General features: G+C 43.6%; 18 protein-coding genes. 5 read left to right on the forward strand and 13 right to left on the reverse strand.

Annotated features, from left to right (window positions below; genetic code table 11):
- From K6T99_06340 to K6T99_06385, 10 genes are all read right to left on the reverse strand, one after another.
- The coding region (locus K6T99_06340; GenBank protein ID MCL6519434.1) for a hypothetical protein at positions 1 to 185 on the reverse strand (185 nt) is incomplete at its 3' end.
- 56 nt (positions 186 to 241) lie between these two features.
- On the reverse strand, positions 242 to 1852 hold the full coding sequence (locus tag K6T99_06345; protein ID MCL6519435.1) for a tetratricopeptide repeat protein: 1611 nt from the start codon (positions 1850 to 1852) through the stop codon (positions 242 to 244).
- Positions 1849 to 3870 carry a tetratricopeptide repeat protein gene (locus K6T99_06350; GenBank protein MCL6519436.1) on the reverse strand — a complete coding sequence of 674 codons (2022 nt, stop codon included), beginning with the start codon at positions 3868 to 3870 and terminating at the stop codon, positions 1849 to 1851. Before K6T99_06350 ends, K6T99_06345 begins: the two co-directional genes overlap by 4 nt.
- Positions 3871 to 3873: 3 nt before the next feature.
- Positions 3874 to 4680 (reverse strand): tetratricopeptide repeat protein, encoded by an 807-nt coding sequence (locus K6T99_06355; protein MCL6519437.1) that lies wholly within the window; start codon positions 4678 to 4680, stop codon positions 3874 to 3876.
- A gap of 203 nt (positions 4681 to 4883) precedes the next feature.
- A complete protein-coding gene (locus tag K6T99_06360) occupies positions 4884 to 5420 on the reverse strand; it encodes a glycosyltransferase family 39 protein (protein ID MCL6519438.1) in 537 nt (178 codons plus the stop codon).
- A 285-nt stretch (positions 5421 to 5705) separates the two neighbouring features.
- Positions 5706 to 7520: a tetratricopeptide repeat protein gene (locus K6T99_06365; protein ID MCL6519439.1), complete on the reverse strand. Its 1815-nt coding sequence runs from the start codon at positions 7518 to 7520 to the stop codon at positions 5706 to 5708.
- Entirely contained in the window at positions 7517 to 8500 is a 984-nt protein-coding gene (locus K6T99_06370; GenBank protein MCL6519440.1) for an SMP-30/gluconolactonase/LRE family protein, read from the reverse strand. Before K6T99_06370 ends, K6T99_06365 begins: the two co-directional genes overlap by 4 nt.
- A gap of 85 nt (positions 8501 to 8585) precedes the next feature.
- Positions 8586 to 9461 carry a sugar phosphate isomerase/epimerase gene (locus K6T99_06375; protein ID MCL6519441.1) on the reverse strand — a complete coding sequence of 292 codons (876 nt, stop codon included), beginning with the start codon at positions 9459 to 9461 and terminating at the stop codon, positions 8586 to 8588.
- A 160-nt stretch (positions 9462 to 9621) separates the two neighbouring features.
- Positions 9622 to 10371 (reverse strand): sugar phosphate isomerase/epimerase, encoded by a 750-nt coding sequence (locus K6T99_06380; GenBank protein MCL6519442.1) that lies wholly within the window; start codon positions 10369 to 10371, stop codon positions 9622 to 9624.
- Positions 10371 to 11135 (reverse strand): sugar phosphate isomerase/epimerase, encoded by a 765-nt coding sequence (locus K6T99_06385; protein ID MCL6519443.1) that lies wholly within the window; start codon positions 11133 to 11135, stop codon positions 10371 to 10373. The genes K6T99_06380 and K6T99_06385 overlap by 1 nt, the downstream gene beginning before the upstream one ends.
- 237 nt (positions 11136 to 11372) lie before the next feature.
- Between K6T99_06385 and hflX the strand changes: the two genes are divergently transcribed.
- The 3 genes from hflX (at position 11373) to K6T99_06400 (ending at position 15791) form a co-directional block, all read left to right on the forward strand.
- Positions 11373 to 12626, forward strand: coding sequence for a GTPase HflX (hflX, locus tag K6T99_06390; protein MCL6519444.1), 1254 nt, complete (start codon positions 11373 to 11375; stop codon positions 12624 to 12626).
- Between the two features lie 86 nt (positions 12627 to 12712).
- Positions 12713 to 13537, forward strand: coding sequence for a radical SAM protein (locus K6T99_06395; protein ID MCL6519445.1), 825 nt, complete (start codon positions 12713 to 12715; stop codon positions 13535 to 13537).
- 175 nt (positions 13538 to 13712) lie between these two features.
- Positions 13713 to 15791 carry a heparinase II/III family protein gene (locus K6T99_06400; GenBank protein ID MCL6519446.1) on the forward strand — a complete coding sequence of 693 codons (2079 nt, stop codon included), beginning with the start codon at positions 13713 to 13715 and terminating at the stop codon, positions 15789 to 15791.
- Positions 15792 to 15915: 124 nt separating this feature from the next.
- Here the strand turns inward: K6T99_06400 and K6T99_06405 are convergent, their stop codons facing one another.
- Positions 15916 to 19038 (reverse strand): alpha-mannosidase, encoded by a 3123-nt coding sequence (locus K6T99_06405; protein MCL6519447.1) that lies wholly within the window; start codon positions 19036 to 19038, stop codon positions 15916 to 15918.
- A 156-nt stretch (positions 19039 to 19194) separates the two neighbouring features.
- Positions 19195 to 20292, reverse strand: coding sequence for a family 10 glycosylhydrolase (locus tag K6T99_06410; protein MCL6519448.1), 1098 nt, complete (start codon positions 20290 to 20292; stop codon positions 19195 to 19197).
- 193 nt (positions 20293 to 20485) lie between these two features.
- Between K6T99_06410 and K6T99_06415 the strand changes: the two genes are divergently transcribed.
- Positions 20486 to 22051 carry a DUF4091 domain-containing protein gene (locus tag K6T99_06415; GenBank protein ID MCL6519449.1) on the forward strand — a complete coding sequence of 522 codons (1566 nt, stop codon included), beginning with the start codon at positions 20486 to 20488 and terminating at the stop codon, positions 22049 to 22051.
- A gap of 78 nt (positions 22052 to 22129) precedes the next feature.
- Here K6T99_06415 and K6T99_06420 read toward each other — a convergent pair whose 3' ends face one another.
- Positions 22130 to 22615, reverse strand: coding sequence for a tryptophan-rich sensory protein (locus K6T99_06420; GenBank protein MCL6519450.1), 486 nt, complete (start codon positions 22613 to 22615; stop codon positions 22130 to 22132).
- A gap of 88 nt (positions 22616 to 22703) precedes the next feature.
- Between K6T99_06420 and K6T99_06425 the strand changes: the two genes are divergently transcribed.
- The gene (locus K6T99_06425; protein ID MCL6519451.1) at positions 22704 to 24965 is read left to right on the forward strand and encodes a hypothetical protein; all 2262 of its coding nucleotides are present in this window, start codon (positions 22704 to 22706) and stop codon (positions 24963 to 24965) included.
- Positions 24966 to 24981 lie beyond the last annotated feature (16 nt).

Genomic DNA, 24981 nt, shown 5'->3' on the forward strand with positions numbered 1-24981 from the left:
GTTAGAAGCGTATTCTCGGTAACATAGACGTCGTCGTCCCAGATATATCCTCCTTGCATTGCCGGGATGTAGGCAACAGCAATCATAATGACAATTGCCGCTATACCCAGCACAATAACTTTACGTTCAGCTTTGTTGAAATCCTGGAAGATGGTTGGTCTACATTTTGCGGCTTTTTTATTCATCGCAGATGTGGGTTTAATCTAACATGAGGGCTTTAAGTAAGTCAAGTTATTTTCATTTACTTGGGAACAGCGCTGCGGGGCATTTTTCTTTCAAGGGCTTCAATAAAAGTTGGGTCGGGCTTGCCTCCATATTTGCGACAAAGCTCAACTTCCCGCCATGCCTCAGCATATCTCCCCTTGTAATATAATGCAACAGCCAAATTATTATGGGCATCAGCGAAATCGGGCTTAATCTTCAATGCTTTTCGGTATTCTGCGATCTCAACATCTAGATTTCCTTGCTCTCCCATGAGCACACCAATATTAAAATGAGCATTGACATGATCTGGCTTAATATGAAGCACAGCCTTAAAGTGAGAAATTGCTTCTTTAGTTTTGCCCTTATCTGCCAAGACTCTACCTAGGTTGTTGTGAGCCATCCAACAAGCAGGGTTCTTTCTAATCGTATCAGTCCATAGAGTTTCCTCATTCTTATAAATTTTTTCCTGATTCCAACTCAATACCATAAACAGCGAAACTACGAATACTCCAATGACGGCACAAATTAACTTCCCAGCATAACCTGCCCTATTAGCGAAACTAGCAATAACCCCAACAACAAGGGCAATTATGCCCAAGATTGAGATGTACTGCCAGTGGTCTGCTACCAAAGAATATCTCATAAAGTAAATATCTAGAAATCCTAACACAGGTAGTAAAGTTACAACAAAATAACCAAACCCCATTAGCAGTGGGCGTCCCCAACTTCTGCGATACCTCCACAAAATCCAAAACCACATAAATACCGCAAGTGTGGGAATATATGAGACTATCGAACTTGAATCTAGATTCCACCGGGGATATACAAAACATAAGTTGCTAGGTATGAGAGCTTTATAAAGGTAAAACCACACTGCCCAACCTGCACCTGCTAACCGCCCGCAATAATTATCCGCCCTTACTACTTCTTCACCGATTGCCCGATGTGACTGAACCCATGCCGTAACCAATCCAAACGCTATCGCCAATACAAAGAACGGTATGCTCCTAATTATGTCCCTGCGCTGAACTTTGCCGCTTTCCCACCAAATACATCCTAGTAGAACAAGCGGCATCATTACTACTGATGTCTTGCTTAGCAAGCCAAGTGTGAAAGTTATTAGCGCAGAAATATACCAGCGAGCTTTGCCTTCAACAACAAAACGAAGATATGCCAGTATCGTAAGCAATGAAAATACCATTGGCATCGTCGTTCTTTGCTGGAAAATCCACGCTACTGATTCAACATTAACCGGATGGACAGCAAATATTAAGGCAGCAAACCACGAACCTGGTATTCTAAGTCTCCTAAGCACTAACCAAGATAGGACTGATGCCAAAGCATGCAGAAATATGCTCACAATATGGTAGGGAATGGGATTTTTGCCCCAAATTTGATACTCAATCCAAAAGAGCGTGTATACCAATGGATAGTAGTCAGGAGAATCCGTCGTAAACCAATAACGATAAAGTGCATTGGGAGAATTCATTATGGGACTTTCAATAATAAAGACATTATCATCCCATACAAACCCATTACATATCGCTGGTACATAAGCAATTGCCGTAATCAAAAGTATGCCGGCGATGCCAAATAACAACAATCGAAAGTGTAGACTGCTGCCTTTTAGAACGCGTCTTCTTTTCATTCACTTAGCCGCGGCTTAGGCATCTCTTTTGATAGCGCCTGAATAAAGGCTGGATTCGGTTTCATTCCATATTGTTTAGCCAATCGAATCTCCTCCCATGCCGCAGCGTAATCTCCTTTTGAGTAAAATGCCACTGCAAGGTTGTAGTGACCCTCGGCATTTTCAGGAGAAAGCTCAAGGCCGTATTTTAAATGTTTGATTGCTTCATCATAATTTTGCATTAAAGCTAATAGGGCTCCTAAGCTCAAATGTGCCTGAGCAAAGTTTGGACGGAGTTGGATTGCCTTAGAATAATGTTGAATTGCTTCCTCATAGTTCCCCTGGCGGCTTAAAATATCGCCAAGATTATAATGCCCTTCGACAAAGTCTGGATTAAGCTCCAATGCACGTCTATAATGGCTAATTGCCTCATCAACCTTCCCCTCCATAGCAAGCAGTGTCCCAAAATTATAATGAGCATTCGCATTTCGAGGATTAAGCTTAAGTGCTATAACATAGTGTTTTCGTGCCTCGTCTGTTTGTCCTTTAGCAGCAAGGGATACCGCGAGATTGCTGTGTGCATCGGAATAATTAGGGTCTAGTTTAAGAGCGATTTTATACTGTTCGATACCATCGTCAATTCTCCCCAATCTCACCAACGCTGTACCCAAATTGTAGTATATCTCCGGCTCTTTGGGGTTGCTTTTTAAAGCTTCCTTATACTCCTTTACTGCCAGGTCCAACTTTCCTTGATGTGTGTATTCGTTACCCAGATTGTTGTGTGCCATCCATGAGTCCGGATTTTTGGCAATAGTGTCAAGCCACAGTGTTTGACAATCCTTATAAATAAAACATTGGCGGTATGTGAGAACCCCTAGAATCAGTAATATTGGTGCTACGCCGATGAAACTTACCGACCCCAATTTTTTTGCTACAGTAGCAAGCATTCCAGAAATAAGCGCTATAATCCCGACACTTGCCAGATATTGGAAGTGGTCTTGAACATAAGAATATCGCATAAAATAGACATTAAAGATTCCAAGCGCGGGCACCAGCGTTACCCCAAAGTACAAGACTGCGGCAAGCGGTGAGGTTCCAATCACCCTACGCAACATAAAAAGGAAAACTATGAGGATGACAACCCCTATGGGGTATATATACTGCAACGGCTCAGTCGGATTAATATGCCATTTTGGATAATTGAACGTGAGATTAATAGGCCATACTAGCTTCCAAGCATAAAACCAGGGTATTCTTCCTGCTACGAGGATTTTATTAATTAGTGGCATGTTCCACTCTTCACCGACTGCTCCAACGTGATGTTTCTCAAGATATGCCGTTAGCTGCCCCATTCCGCCTCCGAGCAAGAAAAAAGGAACAAGAGGAAGTATATCATTCCATTTCAAGCAGCCTTGCTTCCACCAAATAAGTATCAAGAGCACTGCAGGAAGAGTAGAAACAACCGTTTTGCTAAGGACCGCACAAATGAAAAGCACAAATGCCAGCCAATAACAGCGCGGCGAACCAGAAGTGCCATCAAGCCCGGCAAAGCGGATATAGGCAAGCATAGAAGCAAAATAGAATGCACCCGAGAGCACATTTTTTCGCTCCGTTATCCATGCTACCGACTCTACATGAACCGGATGAATTGCAAATACTGCCGCCGCAAGCCACGCTCCGGGGATTAAAAGCCGTCTTAGGATGAACCAAAATAAAATTGCATTCAGAGAATGAAGCAGAATATTAGCCAAATGGTATGCAAAAGGGTTGAGATTCGATAAATGGTATTGAATCCAGAAACTAGTGTGCGTCAACGGATAATACTGCTGATTTGCACGAAGATTAGTCCATATCTCAACAAGACCTTTCCAACTTCTGAGCGTCATATTTTGGGTAACGTTAGCTTCATCATCCCAAATGAACGCTCCATCCATAGAAGGAATATATGCGACTACAACCATCAAAACGATTGCTACTGCGCCCAGGATTGACAACTCATTTCGCTTAAAAAATCCTTTAAAACGAACTGTAATCTCCATAGCCTAACGAACCAAGTATTCTGGCATCTTTTTGGACAATTCCCTTATAAATGCTGGATTAACCGCCATTCCATATTTCCTACACCACCGAACCTCCCTCCAAGCATCTTCATACATCCCCTTCGCAAAGAATGCAACTGCTAAGTTTTGATGCGCTTCCCGATAATCTGGTTTCAATTCGATAGCTTGCTTATACCTAATAATTGCTTCGTCATAACTACCTTGGCTTGCAAGAACTACACCTAGGTTATTGTATGCTGAGGCAAAATATCTATCAATCCGAATGGCTTCTTCATACTCGCGCATAGCCTCTTCGTATTGTCCCAAATCCGCAAGCACATTGCCAAGGTTGTTATGTACTTCAGCCATTATCGGCTTAATTTCCAATGCTTTCCGAAAGTGCACTACGGCCTGGTTCAATTCGCCACGTATTTGAAGAATAAGGCCTATGTTATTATGCGCTTCTGCATAACGTGGGTTGAACCTCAAAGTTTCCCTAAAGTGTTCGAATGCTTCATCATGCTTTCCTTTTCCAACTAAGCTGAGACCGAGATTGTAGTGCGCTAGCCAAGCTGTTGGGTTTTTTGCAATTGTGTCACGCCATATTGTTTCTTCATTTTTATAGATCTTCTCCTGTTTCCAACTTATCCCGGTTAACAACCCAACTATGGCAATGGCTCCAATTGTCCCAATTAGCATACCATTTCTTCCAAAACGTTTAAATATAAAAGCTGCAGTACCTATGACAAGAACGATAACTCCAGGGATAGCAACATATTGCCAATGGTCAGCCACAAGCGAGAATTTCATTAAATAAATATCAAAAAAGCCTAGAACTGGCAGTAACATCAAGAAATAGTAACCAAAAGCAGCTAAAAGAGGACGGCCCCAACTCTTTCTATATTTTGCAAAGACTATAAGGCAAAAAACCAAGATTGCCAGGGGCATGTAAGAAATAATTGATTTGGAATTAATATTCCATTTCGGGTAGACAAAGGTGAGCTTATATGGAATTAGAGCCTTGTAGAGATAGAACCACACTGCCCATCCAGCCCCAGCCATTCGGGAAGGAAATTATCGTTTCTAATAATTTCACTGCCAATTGCTCTATGTGACTGAAACCATATCGTAAGTATCCCAAATGCCAACGCTTGGATAAAAAAAGGCGCACTCCAAATTAAATCACGTCGCACAATCTTGCCTCTTTGCCACCAAACACACCCAAGAAGAACGCAAGGAAGCATAACGATGGAAGATTTGCTAAGCAATCCCAGCAGAAATACAACCAAGGCGATTATATACCAACGTGCCCTAAAATTTGTGTAAAATTGTAGGTATGCAAGGATTGCAACCAGCATAAAGACCATCGGTAGTGTAGTTCGTTGCTGGAATATCCATGCAACTGCCTCGACATTAACAGGATGAACTGCAAACACCAATGCTGAAACAAATGCTCCTGGAAACTTAAGCTTGCTTAGAACCAACCAAAGAAGCGCCGAACCCAAAGCATGTATAAAAATGTTAGCCAGATGATATGGACGTGGGTTCATTCACCAAAGTTGATACTCTATGCGGAATAAGCTGTAGACCAAAGGGTAATAATCGGCACTCTCTGTTGTAAACCATAACTTATAAAATGCATTTTGAGATTTAATCAGAGGACTATTAAGAAAGCTGTCGTAATCATCCCAAATGAACCCGTTATTAATTGCAGGCATATAGGCAATTATCGCAACAACTGCAACTGCAAGTACGCCTAAGATAATTGCATTATTACCGCTTGCAAAAGCTATGAATGATAATTTTTTCATAAACTTCAACGGATATTGCGAGCTTCAGTAAGATTGTCTAATTACCCTGAGCGCATATGTGAGATTTCGCTGGGCTGATTCATAGTCTGGTTTCAAACGCACAGCCTCTCGAAAATGCACAATTGCTTCTTCAATTAATCCGCATCTTGCCAAAGCAACGCCGATATTGTTATGCATTTGAGGTGAGTTTGGATCTAACCTTATAGCGGTGACAAAGTATTTTCTAGCCTCGTCTAACCTCCCTAGTTCAACAAGAACTATTCCAAGGTTGGCATATGCTTTTGCAAACCCAGGGTCCAACTTAATCGCCTTTCGATAAAAAGCCAAAGCTCCGCGTATATCTCCTTTTCCCGCTAGCGCAACACCAAGATTGTAATGCACCTGGGGATTATTTGGTTTGAACTTCAATGCACGCTTTAGATAGTTCGTCGCTTGGCCAAACTGTTTCTTTTCATTATAGATAGCCCCAAGCGATACAAGTGCCTCAACGCAACTGGGGTCAATTTCTAGAGCGCGATTGAACTCAGCAATTCCCCTCTCTACCATACCACGTTCGGCGAACGCAAGCCCTAAGTTGACATGTGCCATCCAGGCAGTCGAATTCTTTGCAATCGTATCTTGCCAAAGAGTTATTTCATTTCTATAAATGCTTTCCTGCCGCCAACTTAATGTGATAAATACAGCCATTACGACGGCTACCAAAGCTGTTGCATATCCTGTGCGGATTCCAGTTAGTCGCACAATCCCACCTATTATGAGCGCTATTATGCATAGTATTGACTGATATTGCCAATGGTCTGCAACAAGTGAATATTTCATGAAGTAAATGTCAAGAAACCCTAGAACTGGCAATAGAGTAACAACGTAGCATCCAAATCCGACAAGTAGCGATCGCCCCCAACCATTGCGATAAATCCAGAATACAGCAAAGCAAACCACTACCATAAAAGATGGAATATACGAAACTATTGAATGCGGGTCTATTTCCCACCTTGGATAAACAAAAGAAAGTCTATATGGAAATAAAGCTTTGAAAAAGTAGAACCATACCGCCCAACCGGCTCCGGCTATGCGAGAGGCTAATCCTTCAGGCCGAATAACCTCGCCAGCAATCGTTCGGTTAGCTTGTACCCATGCCGTGACAAACCCCAGAACCACGGCTGTCACAAAAAACGGAACAGCTCTGATTATGTCATACTTCTTGATACTTCCCTTACGCCACCATGTCAAACAAAGAATGACAAATGGCAGGGTTACAACCGAAGTCTTGCTTAGCAAAGCTAACAAAAACAATAACAATGAAAGCCCATACCAAAATGTCTTAGCATTGTCCTCAAAACGCATGTAAGCAAGCAAAGCCGCAAGCGAGAAAACCACTGGCAATATGGTGCGTTGCTGAAACATCCAGGCTACGGATTCAACATTTACTGGATGAACAGCAAATATCAATGCTGCTGCAAATGCTCCAAGGATTTTCAAACGCTTCAACACCATCCATGCAGCAACCGAGGTTAAGGCGTGCAGAATTACGCTTATAATATGGTAAGGAACTGCGTTCTTACCCCAAGTTCGATACTCTAGCCAAAAAAGGGTATAGGAAAGAGGATAGTAATCAACCGAATCGCTGGTAAACCAATAGCGATATAATGCGTTTGGCGAATTCATTATCCGTCCATGGATTACATATGTATTGTCATCCCAGACGAAGCCATTATTAATTGAGGGAATATAGGCTAGAATGGTTGCAATGACGAGTGCAGCTATGCCCCAAAATGTCAACTTGCTTTGAATGCTGCACGATATAGCATGTGCCTTTCTCTTGGCAAAAAGTTTTTTCATTTGAGGTTTGACTTATTGTTTTGCCTCCCCTTCATCCAAGGACGATTTCCCTCCACCTTGGTTCTAAAACGGTAGAGACTGGTGCGCGCGGTGATATAGAGGGTTTTGCCATCTGAATCACCCCAGGCGCAGTTTGCCGGCACCTCAGGAGTTTTAATTATGCCAAGATGTTTGCCAGACCTATCAAAAACCCAAATTCCTCCTGGTCCAGTAGTCCAAACATTACCCTTTGTGTCAACTTTCAACCCGTCTGGGCAACCGGGGTCTCGAGATTTTAAAACGGTGAAAAGGCGTCCATTCGCTAATGTTCCATCCTCCTTTACATCGAAAGCCCTGATATGCATTCGTGCAGATGAATCCGCAATATATAGTGTCTTCTCATCAGGGGAGAACGCCAAGCCATTGGGGCAGTCAAAGTCTTTAACAAGAAGAGTTAGCTTGCCCTCAGGTGAAAGACGATATACACCTTGAAAATCTAGCTCACGATCTTCCTTTTTTACACCATAAGGTGGGTCGGTAAAATATATGCTTCCGTCCGACCTAACTACAACATCATTTGTCGTGTTCAATCGCTTGCCTTGATATTCAGAAACAAGCACGGTAATTTTACCATCCTTCTCTTCGCGTGTAAGCCTATGCATGCCATATTCAACGGCTATTAGTCGCCCTTCGTTGTCAAAGGTGAGTCCATTCGAGTTTCCTGGCACTTCCCGATACAGGCTTGTCTTGCCGGTGGCTGGGTCCCACTTGTAAATGCCTACCTGATGGCAATCGCTAAATAGCAAGTATCCGTCTTTATGCCACACGGGTCCTTCAAGAAACTCGAACCCTCCAGCTACCTTTTCAACCTTTGCATCTTTTGGGATTAGCTTCTCAAACTCCGGTGCCAATACAACAACCGGCCTCGCCTCATCTGCCCATGAGATCGTGATAAAAGCAATTGCAATGAATGCACAAAGTGCCAATCCTGTTACATTCATAAAATCTTGCTACTTCAAATGAAAGTATATGTAAATTGCCACAGATTACTATCTGTAAAAAGCAAATAGCTCAATCATTCGAAAACTACATTTTCCAATACTTTAGTATCAAATCTCTTGTCTTTTTCACTCCGGCAATCTCATCTCCACCGCCTTCGTATTCAATTGAGATGGCGCCCTTGTATTTCGCATCCTTAAGCATTTTTAGGATTCTTCCATACTCAACACTCTCTTCCTCGCCCTGCGCGTTAAATGAATGGGCCTTGGCATGAGTATGATATGCATATGGAGCAAGCTTTGCATTTTCTTCATAGAGTATGTCTTTGGGCCAATTCTTAAAATCCAAGCAAGAACCCACCCATTTGGGATCTGTTCCTTTGATGATTTGAATAATCCAATCAGCTTTTTTTGACACTCCCCCATGGTTTTCAATAGTAATCTTCACATTCATTTCCTTTGCAAGCGGGATAAGTTGATTGAACGCATCGATAACACGCTGGACGCCTACTGTGCCATCACGTACTGGATCGCCAGTGCCTCCAAGATCGAACCTGACTACTTTAGCCCCAAGGTATCCTGCCGCTCGAAGCTTCATTTTGTTTACTTCTATCTGGCGCTTTCTTGCTTCCTCATCATCGGTAGCTAGATTTCCTTCACAGATAAGTGCCGCGATTATTATGCCGTTTTCCTTAGCCGCTTTCTTAATCTGGTCAAGGTAGGATTTGTCGTAGGATTTCATCCAAATATCATTTAGAGCAACGCCTTTCATGCCCATTTCCTTCATAAGCTTCATCACGGTTATGGGGGTATACTTCCTCTCGCCCTCTCCCATCAAGCTTCTAACACTGTATGTCTCACAACACAAATAAACCTTCGGTGTTTTTGCTGCATATGCAGCAGACACTGCAGTGATTAAAACGGTGATAATTATAAAACTAGTGATTCGAAAAATCCTTTGCATAAAAAGCACTTCCTTTCCTTTAAAACAAAATCAAACTGCCCCTTTCAGGGCACGAACAATTTCCGGAATAGCTATCCTTGGCTCTTCTGAGGCTTCGTACTCCAAAATGAGATACCCCCGATAACCAACATTTTTGAGTATATTAGCTATCATTTTGTAATCAGCTGGCTTTTGGGGTGAAACTGTTGTTTTTACATGAGTTGTTATAGCAAATGGCGCAGCTTTTTCTATATCTATATGGGTCGTCGCCTCGGAAATTGCCTGTGTCAAGATTGACACCAAACCAACTTGTTTTTACTTCCTTTATAATTGCCAGAAAATTTTCTATGTTGCCAGTAAATGCTCCATGATTTTCTAAAGCTAGCATGACGCCGTGTTTTTCGGCTGTATCCCCGCAGGCTTCAATGCACTCGGCCACCCAGCGCGCAGCATCTTTGCTTGAAGTACCTTTAGGGGGGTCCCCGGCAAATATTCTAATGCAGGGCGCCCCCAGTTCTGACGCACGATGAATCCACTCATTAACAGCGGACACTTCCTTTTCACGCATATTTCCAGGAGGTACGCAGAAATTATTTTGCACCGACATCCCGGTAATTTCGAGACCGAGCAGGAAAGCTTTTCGCTTTAAACGGTTTAGGTAGCTCGTAGTAACGGGGTTCGGAAAATAATAGGATGTAATTTCAACTCCATCACAACCAATCTCTGCTGCAGTATCAAGAAAGTCTTCCAGCGTTATGGGATTTTCTTTTGCTGTAAGATACTTTTTATAGGAATATGCGGCACAACCAACTTTCAAAATGGGGCCACCTTTGCGAGAGATTGATTCTGCACTGTTAGCAATATTTGTGCTACAAACAACCCCAGCGGCCAGCCCTACACCCAATTTGAGAAAGTCTCTTCTGGTTGTCATTATCTAATCAACTCCATCCATAGTGCGCGATAGTACCTTAAGATACGTTCGGAATCTGGGCTGTCTGGTATTTCTGCAAGCGTAAATCTATCATAACCTGAAGCTTTAAGCAGCGAAAAAAGCTCTCGCCATGGGTAGTTCGTATTCCAAAGTTCGTTGATATGACAAGATTTTATCTCGTTATGCAAAAGGTTGAAGTACTCAGCTACAGAACCATTCTTAATATCGCTTGCGTTAGAATTCCAGCAGACGCCAACTGACGGATGGGAACAATAATCAAGTATGTTCCTTATATACGGCGGATGTGATGTTCCCCGACCGTGCACCTCAAGCCATAATTCAACCCCATGGTCCATAGCAATCTTACCACACTCTCTCAATGCATGACCAATCTGCTCTAGCGTTTTCTCTACTGGAATTCCCTTGTCTTCCATAAGAGAGTTTGGCCTAACTTTAACACCCTTTGCTCCGACATCTTCGGCCAGTAGTATAAAATCCTTGCATGTTTCAATATTTTGCTTTACAACAGCACGGTCGTCTGAATGAAACTCACATACTGAGCCGAGGCCCCAAAGGACGATTCCTGAATCTTCGAACCGCTTTCTAACTTCTGCACGCTCAAGCTTCCCCAGAGAAGGTTCCACTCCATGCGCATGCGTTGTTCGAAGCTCGACTCCTTGCAATCCTATCATTTTACATTTTTCGATTAAGGTTGGGATATCCCAATCCTTGGCGATGTTGTAAGTCACGAGACCTAATTTCATTTTTGATTCCGTCTTCCTTTCTGAATATGAAAACGCTGGCAAAACAAAGGTCATGCCAAGAGTCAATCCAATCTTTAGCCATTCGCGTCGAGTGATTTCAGTCATTATTAGCAACAGCCCTCTCACCCACACTCCAAAAGAGGGCGAATTCTAAATCTCTTCCTATTCTACGCAACGCCCTCAGCAGAGTCAACCAACTCGCCAAAATAATAATTGCAGGGTATAATATGGTTGGAAATGCATGAGATTAGACACGTTGAGCGAGCGATTATAGTAAATCTGGATGTATCTGAAGAAGAATCTAACCGCTGGTCGCTCGATGAACTGAGAGAACTAATAATAACCGCGGGCGCAATAGTTGCTGGCGAATTTCACCAGAAGCGCGCAAAGCCGGATATTGCCTACTATGTTGGGCAAGGAAAAGCTGAGGAGCTTTTTGCTGAAGCTAAAAGCAAAGAAGCAGATCTTGTCGTGGTAAATGACGATCTTACTCCTATTCAACAAAGGAACCTGGAGGAAACCCTAGAGATACGCGTCATTGATCGCACTCAGCTTATTCTTGACATCTTCGCACAACGAGCACACACGCACGAAGGTAAACTTCAGGTCGAGCTTGCCCAGCTCAACTATCTTTTGCCAAGACTCACAGGCCGCGGCAAGGCATTGAGCCGTCTCGGCGGCGGTATTGGAACGCGAGGGCCTGGTGAAACAAAACTCGAAAGCGACCGGAGGCGAATTAGAAAGCGAATTGCGGACCTCTCCGAAGAAATTGAGGAGGTTCGCCAACATCGGCGCGTCCAAAAAGAGAGCCGCCGCAAGCTACCTTTCCCAACAGCAGCACTTGTTGGCTATACAAGCGCAGGAAAATCAACGTTGTTGAATACCCTATCGGGATCAGAAGTTTTAGTAGACCAAAAACTTTTCGCCACCCTTGATCCAACAACCAGGCGCGTCGTGCTTCCCGACGGATGGGCAGTGTTGATAACCGATACAGTAGGCTTCATTCGTAAGCTACCTCACGAACTAGTAGCTACTTTTCGAGCCACTCTTGAAGAAGTTACCGAATCCGATTTTCTAATTCACGTTGTGGATGCGAGCCATCCACAAATGACAGCTCAAATGGAAGCTGTTCGCAATGTTCTCCACGAGCTAAATTCGCATGAAAAGCCGATGGTAACCGTTTTTAATAAGAGCGATCTCATCAAAGACCAGTATGTGCTACGCAAGCTTGTAGCAGAAACCCCAAATAGCGTCTATATCTCAGCCAAAAACCGAGAAGGAATTCGACAATTAATGAACCTGCTTTCTAAAACTCTTAGAAGTCTTTTGGTTCGAATGTCGCTGAATATCCCTTACGAGCGAAGTGACCTCGTATCGCTGTGTTATGAAAATGGTCGCGTACTAAAAGCAGAATACACAACCACTGGCATTCTTATTGAAGCAGAGGTTTCTCGCGAAATTGCAGGAAAGCTTGAGCGCTATGCTCCATAAAATAAACTTTTAGCTTTTGCAATTTAATGCTCCGTTTATCTTAATTCTTCAGGGAGCCATGCCACATCCAATATTGAAAGGTTCAAATGGCTGTAATTCGAGAGGTAATCGCAAAATCTATACTATGCAAGTCAGGTATTTCTAACTATTGCGTCAACTGCTATACTGGCTGCTTACATGGTTGTATTTACTGCTATGCCAGATTTATGAAGCGCTTTACGAACCACGAAGAACGCTGGGGCCAGTTTCTAGATATTAAAGTAAACGCTCCCGTACTTCTAGCGCGGGAGGTCAAGCGAAAACGCCCAGGAACTGTATTCTTCAGCTCCGTATGCGATGCCTACCAACCAGTCGAAAAACGATATGAGCTTTCCCGTTCATGCCTAAAGAGATTGATAGAAGCCGGTTTTAGTATTGCAGTGCTAACAAAAAGCAAATTGGTGACCAGAGACTTTGACATTTTGGCAGGATACCCCTATTGCGAGGTAGGGAGCACCCTAACGACAGCGAATGAGAAATTGAGGTTCCTTATTGAACCTGGTGCCTCACCGACTTATGAGCGGATTGCAGCATTGGAAAGAGCATGCGAAAAAGGAATCAGAGCATATGCCTTCCTCGGTCCGTTCATGCCAGAGCTCTCAGACACTGACGAGGCTCTTAGTTCACTTATTTCTTCGATTGCACCCCTGCCTCTTGAATATTATTACGCGGATAAGCTGAACCCACGGCCAGGAGTCTGGAATTCGGTACTGCTGTTTTTAAGAAGGTACTATCCGCAGTTAATAAATCACTACCACCGCTTATTTTTCAACAAAGAAGAATATCGCATGTATTGCGCAGACTTAGGAAAGCGTCTAAGGGCAATCGCCGCCGAGCATGGCGTCGGCGATAAGCTAAAGGCTGTGTTTTAAATAGCCTGTTTTGCAAACATTTCTCCAATTTTTCCTGTTATAACTTATCAACCAACTTTGAACCCATAAAGGTTTTCTGCCACCCAATGCCTAATAAAAATTTGGAATGAAAAAGAAGCTCTTCATAAAAATTGTCATTATCATCTCAGCGATAAGCAACCTAGGGGCAACCACAATGAATCTAGAAAGGCCGTCCGTTTTCCTCAACGCGAAAGAAATCGCTAGACTACGCAAGGAAGTTAAAACAGTCTCATGGAAACGAGAACTTTATGAAAAAGATTCAGGACGGCCAATGTTCCTAGGCGGCACATCCATCAAAGCCACAGCCGATAGGTGGCTGAATATTGACATCCAAATTCCTGAAAGGAGTGGGCACTTTCATAATTTCTTCTGCAAAGATGGCAACATGCTGGAACTCCCCGAAGATCTCAAACCACGACCAGAAGGCTATAAATGCCCAGTCTGTGGACAAATATACAAAGGCGAAAAATACGATGGTGCGGTACGCTGGCGAGCTCATAATGAGCTATCGGTTGCCGCATTTAATTTAGCTCTCACCCATGTTTTGGAAGGAGATATCCAGTATGCTCGCAAGGCTGCCGAAATTCTCATAAAATATACAAATGCTTACCCCGGACCCCATACTTCCCCAACTGCTGGCGGTATTATGTACCAATCGCTTTGTGAAGCAGTTTGGGTCATTCCACTTGCCGCTGCCTATGATTTGGTCTACAACGAATTGTCAGAAAATGAAAAAACAAAAATCGAGACAAAGCTATTTCGGCCTGTTGCTGAGGGACTGCGTAACATGGGCATTGGTGGCAATTGGGGCTCATGGCATCTCTCGGCAGTAGGCGTAATCGGCTATGCAATAAAGGACAAAGAGCTTATTCAATATGCTTTGGAAAGCTTTAAGTCGCAAATAGATAAACAACTTGGAGATGACGGCCTTTGGCCCGAGTCAGTCCACACCTACCATTTTTATCCAATGAATGCATTTCTCTACCTTGCGGAGGCAGCACTTCACAACGGTACTGACCTCTATAACTGGGAAGCAAAACCAGGCAAAGGGCTCAAGGCAATGTTCATCGCTCCACTTAATTATGCATATCCCAATTTTCAACTTCCTGCAATCAACGATGGGTGGTTCAAATCTTTCTTGCCGCTTGGTCTTTATGAACTTGCCTATGCAAGATATGATGACCCAATGCTAGGCTGGGTATTAAAACAAGGCTATGACAAGCTCAAATCCCCTAGGTCAAGTCTTTGGGCACTGTTACACGGCAGATCTCTTGACAAGAATTTCAAAGAGCCGAGTTTTAAATCAATTAATTTCCCTGTCTTAGGTATAGCTGTCCTGCGTTCTCAGAACGGAAACATGATAACCTTCGATTATGGACCGCATCTCGGACACGGACAACGCGATAAAATGGGAATCACTCTTTTTGCAAATGGCAAACCGCTTGTTCTAGATTATGGAACACCTGGTTACGGCTCTGAAATTATGCAATGGTATGTAAGCACTCCAGCTCACAACACGGTAGTCGTAGATTGCAAAAACCAAGCTACGACAAAGGAACGCCGGCTTACTTGCTTTAATTCAGGTGATTTTTTTGAAGTTGCCGAAGCTGAAACTGAGGAAGCTTATCCTGGGGTGCTTCATCGCCGCACGGTAATTCGCGTTGAAGATTATTTTATTGTGGTTGACTACTTAGAAAGCGAAGAAGAGCATTCCTATGACTGGTTCCTCCGATGTGAAGGCGACCTTACAATAAGGATGGTTCCAACTACAGATGCCCCTCCAATTTCGTACAAATACGTTGAGCAGTTAGCTTCTTTCGCCCCCAAAGGACCATGGCAAGCAAGGTGGAAGACTAAAGATGGAGGGCTTGGTCTTATCATGCTTGATGATTCTCCATCGCTAGTATATTCTACCGAATGTCCTGCCGAATTGGGAACGCGAAAAGTACCTTTGATAGTTTCTCACAAAAAAGGCAAAACGGCAACATTTACTGCGATTTTGTTTCCATACCTAGGTTCACTAAGGGTAACGGCAACTTTGAAAAGGGGTTTGATAGAAGTCAATCATGACGGAGTTACTGACTGGATCTCAATTGAGCCCCATATAGGGGAACGGCCGCTACTAACCGACGGTCGCTATGCTTTTGTGCTAACAAAAGACTCCAAACCCCTGTGCTCCTCCATAATTGGAGGAAGCTATTTGGATTGGAATGGGGCGAAAAGCCCTTTCTAAGCGAATAATAGTCTCATCCGCTTATGTAAAACTCATTACTTACATTTTTTAGGCAGGTCTCATGTCCAAACACAAATTACGCATTTCAAACACAGAAGAAATTATCCTAAACTAATCTTTTCCTTTAGCCAGCGACCAGCTTAACCGTCTTAATCTCAAAAGGTGTAAATGATAGCTGGATTTTATTATTATCAACTTCAAGTTCTTTCTTATCTCTCTCAAGAAGGTCACACTCTGCCGCACGAGAAATCGAAGAGCCTGCTGTAAGCGTGACCTCTGCAAGACCACCTGAGCATTCATACAATCGCATGATTAACGCATCTTCCCTTTCTGCCTTCTTTATTGTTTCAACAATCACATTTGGCGAATCTACGGATAACAGACTTCCGCTGAATCTTGGTTTATCCTCCGAAAGCCACGCCGTCATAGGAACGTTTAGCTCATATGCCCTGCGCACAGTCTCCCCTGCTATCCAGTCGCCTTGGTGGGGCAGAAGTGAATATGTAAATACATGCTCGCCCATATCAGCCTGCGAATCTGGCATTTTTGGTGAACGGAGCAAAGTTAGCCGAATTACGTTGCTGTATATATCGTGGCCATACTTGCAGTCGTTTAAGAGGCTAACTCCGTAATCCGCTTGCGAGAGATCAACCCACTTTTGAGCAGGAACCTCAAAGCGAGCAAAGTCCCAACCGGTATTCCAATGATTTGGGCGCTCAACGCTTCCGAATTGAATCTCGTATCTCGCTTTGTTTCCATGAACATTCACAGGAAAAGCAACCTTTAACATCTTTGTCGCTTCATGCCAGTCAACATGCGTTTCAAAATCAATTCTTGGATTTGAGCCCCAAAGTACAATCCTTTGCTCAATCTGAGAGTTCCCAAACCTTCTTACCATTCTCACAGAGCCTCGAACTGGCCCTGCCTCTTCTACCGTAATTTCCGTAAGGTCGGTTATATCATTGCCTTTATCGCGGTAGTAGAACTCGATATCCCATGCATCCCAAGAAAGCGGCTTGTCCTCGAATAGCTGGAAAAGATTGGCACGGGCTCCTCTGGGAAGCACCTCCCTTTTTGCCCGCTTATCGTAAATCGAGGTTATTAACCCTTGCCGGTCAATTTTGACGCGGTAGAAAGAGTTTTCCATGCATGATGTTGAAACCTTTATGTTTGCCTTAGCTATCCTTGGTACGCCCTTAACAAGTTTAAATGAGCAAAGTCCTATGCCAGGTAGTGCCTGCGGTTCGAACCAAAGTTCCGATGCGTTTCCAGCTTTCGGTTGTGATGGAAGCACCTGACCATCAATAGTTTCAACGTGCCAATTTTTTGCATTCCCAGGTACCTTCAAGCAGACTGCATCCGACCGATTCCATGCTAGGCTATTAAAAACAATAATTTGATTACCATCTGCCTCTGATGCGCCAATTACCCGCAGACCCTGGGCTCGCATTTTCTCGCCAATTTCGGCAATTTCTTGGTAGTCAATGGCTGTGTCTTTGTAAACATCTGTAACCGAGGTTCCAGGAATTACATCATGGAATTGATTCTTGCAAATGAGCTTCCAAGCACGTGTAAACCGTTCATGTGGATATTCAGCTTTCGCAAGAAGCCATGCAAGGCCGCATGCCATTTCAGCGTCACGAAGGAGCAACTCTGATTTTCGATTCGCTCTCTTGTTTCGCGATTGGGTGGTATACGTACCCCGATGGTACTCCAAATAGAGCTCGCCCACCCATGTGGGAAGGTCCTCACTTCTTTTCTCTAGCTCATGGAAAAAGTCGCTAACCCACGACGGTTTGCATTTAGGAACGCCCTCTAAATTTGCAGCACGCTTCAGATGCTCCAAATGTTCTCTAGTTGGCCCGCCCCCGCCATCGCCAAAACCATATGGGTAAAGGGCGATATCCGATCTATCTTTCTCTCTATAATTCTCTGCCGCTCCTCGAAGCGTTCCTGGATCAATCCTTGCGTTGTAGTCGTTGCTAGGAGGAAAATGAGCTAAAACCCGCGTTCCATCTATTCCCTCCCACCAAAAGGTTGAATAGGGAAACTTATTAAATTGGCTCCAACTTATCTTGATAGTTGAAAAATACTTAATTCCACCAAGCTTTAAAATCTGTGGCAATGCGGCGCTGTATCCAAATACATCTGGTAGCCAGAACACGTCTGTTTCGATTCCAAATTCATCTAAAAAATAACTCTTGCCAAGCAAAATCTGCCTTACAAGGGATTCACCTGACGTAAGATTGCAATCTGCCTCAACCCACATGCTTCCCTGAGGCTCAAATCTTCGTTCATTTATGCGCTTTTTAATTTTTTGATAAAGCTGAGGATAATGTTCTTTTGTAAACTCGTAGAGCTGAGCTTGGCTTTGGGTAAAAAGATAATACGGATATTCCTCCATTAAGCGGTCAACAGTTGAAAATGTGCGTGAACACTTGCGTATGGTCTCCGCATATGGCCATAGCCAAGCCACGTCAATATGAGAATGACCGTTACATGCAAATTCAAGGGAGCTTGCGTTTGCAGGAGCCTTGTATAGGGGCATGAGTATCCTTGCCGCGTTTCTTGCGCTTTCTGCAAGTGCGTCAAAACTGTTTGCGTCGGGGTTGAACGAATCCACGCTTTTATTAGCAATCCGAACTATTCTTGCGCGACGCCTATCTCCCTTTGGCAAGGATTCGGCAATCCCAAGAATGAATCCAAGATCATAGTAATAGTCCTTAACATCGGTATTCAGCACTGCAATATCTGCTTGCTCAAGCACCATCTTGTGTTTGATGCCCTGCCAAACTGGGGTGGAAACACATGCCACCACAATGTCAAATTTCTCTCCAGGCTTTGCTTTTTCAGTCAAAATTACGTCCGGATGGTTGGGATCTATCCCTTGGTATGGAATGCCGTCTATAAAGAGGCATCCTTCGCCACCTAACCAACCTGTCTTTCCGAAACGAAACAATGCTACAAGCGTCTTACCAGCGAATTCCCTTGGAACTGTAAATTGGAAGCGAAACCAAGCAAACTCACCACCGCCAGCCCACTCATCACCGACCTTGATAATACGCCAGTCACTTGCGTTCAACGCCTCATCTATCTTCTCATATGCGGTAGTCTCGCGTATTAGGATTTTTTCGATTTGTCGAGTGCCCCACCAGCGCAAATTGCCTATTTCATTCCAGCGCTGTCGAGCTTTTTGGAGCAATAGCTCCTCGATTCTATCATGGAGCATGGGTTGTTCTATTGGCACTTTTACCTCCAAAAACTACAATGCATTAGTCCGGAAACATTAATTAGCAAGCTTTCTCTTGCTTCCAACAAAAGTGCTATTAAACTGGCAAAAGATTTTTTCCTTCGTATTCCGCCGATGCTTTTTAGCATAGCAATTCATAAAAAGGATGAAAAGTTAATGTGTCTGAGAAGCATGTTTTCCTAGTTGCCTTAACGTTGAAGATAGGTCCTTTAGAAACGGCTTTGTATATTCGAGTGTAAAGAACACTATGCCATCGGCGCCCAGCCTCATTGCTTCATTTATCTGAGCTTTGATTTCGTCTACGGTGTTAAGCCTACCATGACTTGTAATCACACCAATAGTTACCAAATATGGGAAGCCTTTGGGTATAGCCGAGCGATTTTGGCTCACGCGGTCGGAGAAAGACTTCATATTGTAAATGTAGCCAGAAGGATTAATCCAATCGAGCCAACCTTTTTTGATCCATGTCTTCCAATCTTGACAGGTCTGGTATTTCTCACTGTAGGTGTGCACTCCCCATACATAGCTAGAAATCGGCAGTCCAGGCTTAATCTCGTCAACAACTTTGCGAATCTGCTCCATCTCTAAATTTATCTGCTTCATTCGCCAAGCCCGCCACTTGCGCCATTTATCAGTTCCTGGCATAGCTTTGTCCGCATCACGTGCATCATAGCCTGTTGCTTCTTTAAAAAGTTTCACACACCTATCACAGAAGCAATTGCGGCCGCTTGGATAACGCAGATAATCAAGATTGATTCCGTCCACATCGTACTTGCTTACAATTTCTTTTATTACAGAGCACACATAATCGCGTGCTTCCTGCGAAGAAGGGTCAATATAACCACCGCTTCTTCCATCAATGCTTACAACTCGCCATTCTGGATGTTCTTCGAGAATTTTTGATGGTTGTTCTCCACCATCGCAATTAACGCATATCCAAGGATAAACTTTGAGTCCTCGTTTATGTGCAGCGTCTATAACGATTTTTAACATATCCGGAGAGCCGGGACGTGCTTCAGGAATAATTTCGCTTTTGTAGTATGCTTTGCCGCTTGTGGACTTGGCAATAGGCATAAGAAATTGAATTCCCAAATCTGCAGCCTCGTTGATAAGAGCAGAAATGTTTTCAGCAGAACCATCGCGCAAGTTCATATAAGCCCCGACATTGCCTGGAAATTTACAATCTGCCGGACATGCGTCAATACCTAGTAACACCAACACCGCAAGTATCCATAGAAAAAAAGTTCTCATAATAAAACCTCCGCAATTATTTTTCACTTGGCTCCCCTAATTACCTTCAAAAGCTTTGTAAATCTAGCCATTTAGTTTCAACATGAATATTTTAAAAGTAACGAACATGCATTAAAGGATAACTCAGTGCAAAGCAGGGAATTCTTGCCAGCCTGCTGAACTGAAAGATGATAATTATTGGAGGTGCGTTATTATGGCGTACTTAAACTTTGCCGCTGTCCTACTCCTCATGATATTATTAGGTACAGCGTCTGCGACAACAAATGAATACCGGCTTTGGATTGAACCATCAGCAAAGAAAATTCTACAAGATGCATTACCTTCCGAGCAAGCGCCATCTGCCGCCGATCTTTGCGCTGCACACAACGAATGGGAATCCTTTCAAATATGCCTAAGGTCTAACAAGACCATACGAAACATTGGAGTCGAAGCTTCTGACCTCAAGCAGGTAAAAGGCAAAGGCGTTATTCCAAGTACAAACATCTGGTTAGGCCTTGTTTCATATGTGCCTATAATGGACCCACCAATTCCATATCCAGATCCACTGCCGCCTCTTCGCCCCTTCGACCTTCAGCCTAACGTTACCCAACCAATATGGGTTACAGTCAAAGTACCTGAGGGAATTCCAGCAGGCGAATACAAAGGAAGCATTAAGGTAACAGCAGGCAGGTCTACGTTAAACATAGCAATCAAACTTCATGTTTGGGACTTTACCCTACCTAAGACACCCAGTTGTGTGACGGCTTTCGGCATCACCATGGAATCAGTCGCTCGAACCCACGGCGCTACTGGCGACGCTGATAAGACTTTAGAGCTACATAAGAAATACCATGAGATGCTTCTCGACCATAAAATTTCACCGTACCATATCCCGGTTGACCTTATGTCGCCTGATGCAAAGGCATATCTAGATGATCCGCGGATGACTTCGTATATCATCCCCTACATCGAAGATGATGCAAAACTCAAATCGCTAGTTCAGTATCTCATCGAAAATAACTGGTTTCGAAAAGGCTACTTTTATCCCCTTGATGAGCCGGTCGATAAAAACGCTTACAACCAGCTAAAACAAATTACAGACCGCTTACGTGCAATTGAACCAAGATACCGCATTGTGGCGCCTTTCTTCCGAGGACCAGATTTTGCAGAAGGAAAAACCATTTGGGACCTTGCAATCGGGCAGATAAACATCTGGTGTCCAAACGAACACTATTTCGACCTTGAACCGCGTACCCGGCCAATGATAAGGACCCGCAAGAACGCCGGAGAAGATGTTTGGTGGTATGTTTGCTGTGGGCCTGGCGATCCATATTCGAATTTCTTTGTTCAACAGGAAGCAATGAAACACAGAATGCTTTTCTGGCACCAGAAACGAGAAGGCATTGACGGACTCCTTTACTGGTCAACGACTTATTGGATGCCTTGGGCAGGATGTGATGATCCATGGAAGTCAATGATGACAGTAAAAAACATAAACCCAAATATATTCGGCGACGGTTCGCTCTTATATCCTGGAAAACCCGTTGGAATTGACGGCCCGGTTTCGTCGCTTCGGTTGGAAGTAATTCGCGATGGCATCGAAGACTTCGAATACCTATGTCTTGCTAATAACTTGGTTGGCTCTAGCACAACGAACCAATACATCCGCACAGTAGCAAAATCGCTAACATATTATGAGCTAGATCCGCTTAAACTTGAAAAAGTGAGAAGAAAATTAGGAGCTGCAATTGAGAAAGCCTTACAGAAGAAAATTAATTAGAATTTTCTGTAAAGGTAACCTTAACCTGCCGAATCATCCTAAAAACCTGGCAGAAGAAAGAGATTTGTGGAAATAAACTCATACATTAAGACGCCAAATCACCCATGTTAAATACGTTGCAAACCCAGTCCAGAGGGCATATGGGATGAAAAGAAAAGATGCAATGCGTGAAATACGCCAAGAAATAATAATTATCCCTATTACAGAGAGACAAATCGCCGCCGCATCCCATATTGCAAGGTATACCATGCGGTTTCCAAAGAATAGTGCCGACCACGCAATATTTAAAACGCCATTAAAGAGAGCAAGGCTTATCACCCAAAATGTGCCGTTCGTGTGTGGGCGGCTATTCCATACAAGCGATAGCGACACAATTGCAAGTAGAAATATAACATTCCATACAATTGGAAATACCCAATTCGGTGGCTGGAACGGAGGCTTTTTCAGCTGTTCATACCAATCCCTGTTTTGATTGCTAAAGTAGCTTCCAATTAAAGCAACCAATATCACAATTAAACCTATTACTATAACTGAAAACCATGAAATTCGTAATTCGTATGCCATGCCAAGGCTCCTTTTGCCTAATTTAGTACCCGTAAACCGCTTTGTTAAAACAATCAAATCTTGATTGCAAAACATGAGGGGGTCTACTATGAATAGATGCCTTACAGTAGTTCTTATTCTTGCAGTACTTGCATGCCTACCAAGCTATGCTGATATTTCTCCTCCTGTTTCCAAACATTTGGTAGCCTGGTACAAAATGAACGAAGGTAAAGGCAATGTAATGCACGATTCCATCCAGCCGTCTGCTGATGGAAAATTGAATAACGGTAATTGGGCACCAACGGGAGGGGTCATTTTTAATGGAAATGGAAATGTCCAAATTGGAAGCGCTCCAAAGTTGCTATTCCGCTCAAACTTCACACTCGCCGCAAGAATAAAAAGTAGCTCCACCTCGTTTGGTCAAATTATCGGATCTGCAGGTGCTGGTGGGCTAGTATTCTCCACAAATCAACTAAAGCTTGCTATCTGGGGTCATGATTGGCACGTTGAACAATTCCTGCCCGAGGACCAATGGCTCCATATCGCTGTTACCATGGACGAAGAACAAAACGCACGAATGTATGTCAATGGTTCTGAGGTTGGAGCATCAAGAGTTATGGCATGGCCAAAAGATCCTGACAATTGGACAATCGGGGGATGGAACGTTGGTGAAGGATTCCGAGGGATAATTGCTGATGTAATGATTTACAATATTGCCCTTAATAAAAGGCAAGTTAAAGAATTAGCAGCTATGTTTGGACTTGATAAGGAGCCTCTAATTCCAATTGACGAACCCGCGCCTTTGAACAAAACACCAAAATCAGTATGTGAGATGGCGAAAATTTTAGCGCCTCTTGCACTTGAACCTGACCTCCTCCCAAGATATCCTTTCAGCACTATGATGGGGGCTAAGCGATTTGCTGAAGCTTTGCGTATTCACAAGTATGCCGACAGAGCAGCCGCAGAGAAATGGCTTGCAGATAATATACCAATCTTCGACTGCCCAGACGCAAAATGGACACGTTGCTGGTACTACCGCTGGTTTTTAGTTAAAGTAAACTATCAAGAAGAAGATGGCATTCCTGGATTCTATGAAGGTAAGCGCGGCGGATATACGCGACATATAACTTATTCTGCGCCTCACATAATGGATGAAGTTCGCTGGTTACGCGATGGCAAGTACGCCTATGGTCAAGCAGAAATTCTCGGCAAACGTCGGGAGCCAAATGGTAGAAGGTTTGGAGGATATACCCATTGGATTTCAAGCACACTATGGAATACTTACCTCGTGCATCCGGATAAAAAGAGATTAGCGAAACTTCTACCAGCATGGGCAGAAGACACTGAATGCGCTTTCCGCGGCAGACTCGATACCAATAGGCCTCTATGCGATTATCTTCTCAATCCACCAAGTCACTGGGCAACAGGCATGGAATGGCAACCTGCTTGGTTCTACTTCGACAATTATGACCGAAGCAAGGAAACAAACCTCTACCGACCCGATTACACAGCCTATTACTACGCAAACGCCCGCGCTGTGGCAAATATGTATCGCGAACTAGGCAATATAAATAGAGCTAAACAATTTGATGCTTTGGCTGACAAAATTAAAGAAGCGCTCAATACACTCATGTGGGATGCAGATACAAACTTCTTCTATTCAATCAAAACTGGCACAGATGACCAAAAAGCAATGGTAAAAGAAATTGTCGGCATTTATCCGTTTGCATTCGAAGTTCCAGAGAAAACGCAAGTTGGAGCATTCGAGTCTATTTTGAATCCAGAAGAGTTTTGGGGACCTTGGAAGCTTACCACCTGCACAATGAAGTGTCCAATGTTCACCCCAAAAGTTGTGCTTTGCAATTGGAATGGTCCCGTCTGGCCTCATGCAAATAGCATTGTTGCCAATGCGCTTGCCCAGGGAATACGGAGATACATGGCTCCAGCCGTTTCACGGAAGCATGTTTGGGAGCTTCTCGATTCATACACAAATCTTCATTATGAGGATAAAGGGATTTGGAAACAACCGAATATCCGAGAAGAAGGAAACGCAGATGATGGACAAATGTTTGGATGCCCAGACTACTTTCATTCCACATACAATAATTTAATCATCACACTAGTAGGAGGTTTGGTGCCAAGGAATGACGATGAGGTTGAGCTTTTCCCTGTTGTTGACATACCTTGGAACTATTTTAGGCTGGACAAAATCCCATACAAAGGTCATCAGCTAACTATTGTTTTTGATTTAAGGGAGGATGGCAAGCGATATAAAGGCTGCCCAAAAGGGTATAGCCTATTCATAGACGGAAAGCTGGTAGCCACCAAACCAAAGCTTGAACGAATGACAGCGAAGCTGCCAGGCCGATAAAATGGTTCACTAGCCG

It is taken from the genome of Armatimonadota bacterium (genome assembly GCA_023511795.1).
Classification (GTDB): Bacteria; Armatimonadota; UBA5829; order DTJY01; family DTJY01; genus JAIMAU01.

Excerpts from the sequence above, each read along its gene's own strand:
- K6T99_06355 (MCL6519437.1), bottom strand. The coding sequence starts at position 4,680 with ATGAAATTCTCGCTTGTGGCTGACCATTGGCAATATGTTGCTATCCCT.
- K6T99_06415 (MCL6519449.1), top strand. The coding sequence starts at position 20,486 with ATGGCGTACTTAAACTTTGCCGCTGTCCTACTCCTCATGATATTATTA.
- K6T99_06395 (MCL6519445.1), top strand. The coding sequence starts at position 12,713 with ATGGCTGTAATTCGAGAGGTAATCGCAAAATCTATACTATGCAAGTCA.
- K6T99_06360 (MCL6519438.1), bottom strand. The coding sequence starts at position 5,420 with ATGAACCCACGTCCATATCATCTGGCTAACATTTTTATACATGCTTTG.
- K6T99_06410 (MCL6519448.1), bottom strand. The coding sequence starts at position 20,292 with ATGAGAACTTTTTTTCTATGGATACTTGCGGTGTTGGTGTTACTAGGT.
- K6T99_06425 (MCL6519451.1), top strand. The coding sequence starts at position 22,704 with ATGAATAGATGCCTTACAGTAGTTCTTATTCTTGCAGTACTTGCATGC.
- K6T99_06345 (MCL6519435.1), bottom strand. The coding sequence starts at position 1,852 with ATGAAAAGAAGACGCGTTCTAAAAGGCAGCAGTCTACACTTTCGATTG.
- K6T99_06365 (MCL6519439.1), bottom strand. The coding sequence starts at position 7,520 with ATGAAAAAACTTTTTGCCAAGAGAAAGGCACATGCTATATCGTGCAGC.
- K6T99_06375 (MCL6519441.1), bottom strand. The coding sequence starts at position 9,461 with ATGCAAAGGATTTTTCGAATCACTAGTTTTATAATTATCACCGTTTTA.
- K6T99_06370 (MCL6519440.1), bottom strand. The coding sequence starts at position 8,500 with ATGAATGTAACAGGATTGGCACTTTGTGCATTCATTGCAATTGCTTTT.
- K6T99_06385 (MCL6519443.1), bottom strand. The coding sequence starts at position 11,135 with ATGAAATTAGGTCTCGTGACTTACAACATCGCCAAGGATTGGGATATC.
- K6T99_06350 (MCL6519436.1), bottom strand. The coding sequence starts at position 3,870 with ATGGAGATTACAGTTCGTTTTAAAGGATTTTTTAAGCGAAATGAGTTG.
- K6T99_06400 (MCL6519446.1), top strand. The coding sequence starts at position 13,713 with ATGAATCTAGAAAGGCCGTCCGTTTTCCTCAACGCGAAAGAAATCGCT.
- K6T99_06420 (MCL6519450.1), bottom strand. The coding sequence starts at position 22,615 with ATGGCATACGAATTACGAATTTCATGGTTTTCAGTTATAGTAATAGGT.
- K6T99_06380 (MCL6519442.1), bottom strand. The coding sequence starts at position 10,371 with ATGACAACCAGAAGAGACTTTCTCAAATTGGGTGTAGGGCTGGCCGCT.
- hflX (MCL6519444.1), top strand. The coding sequence starts at position 11,373 with ATGCATGAGATTAGACACGTTGAGCGAGCGATTATAGTAAATCTGGAT.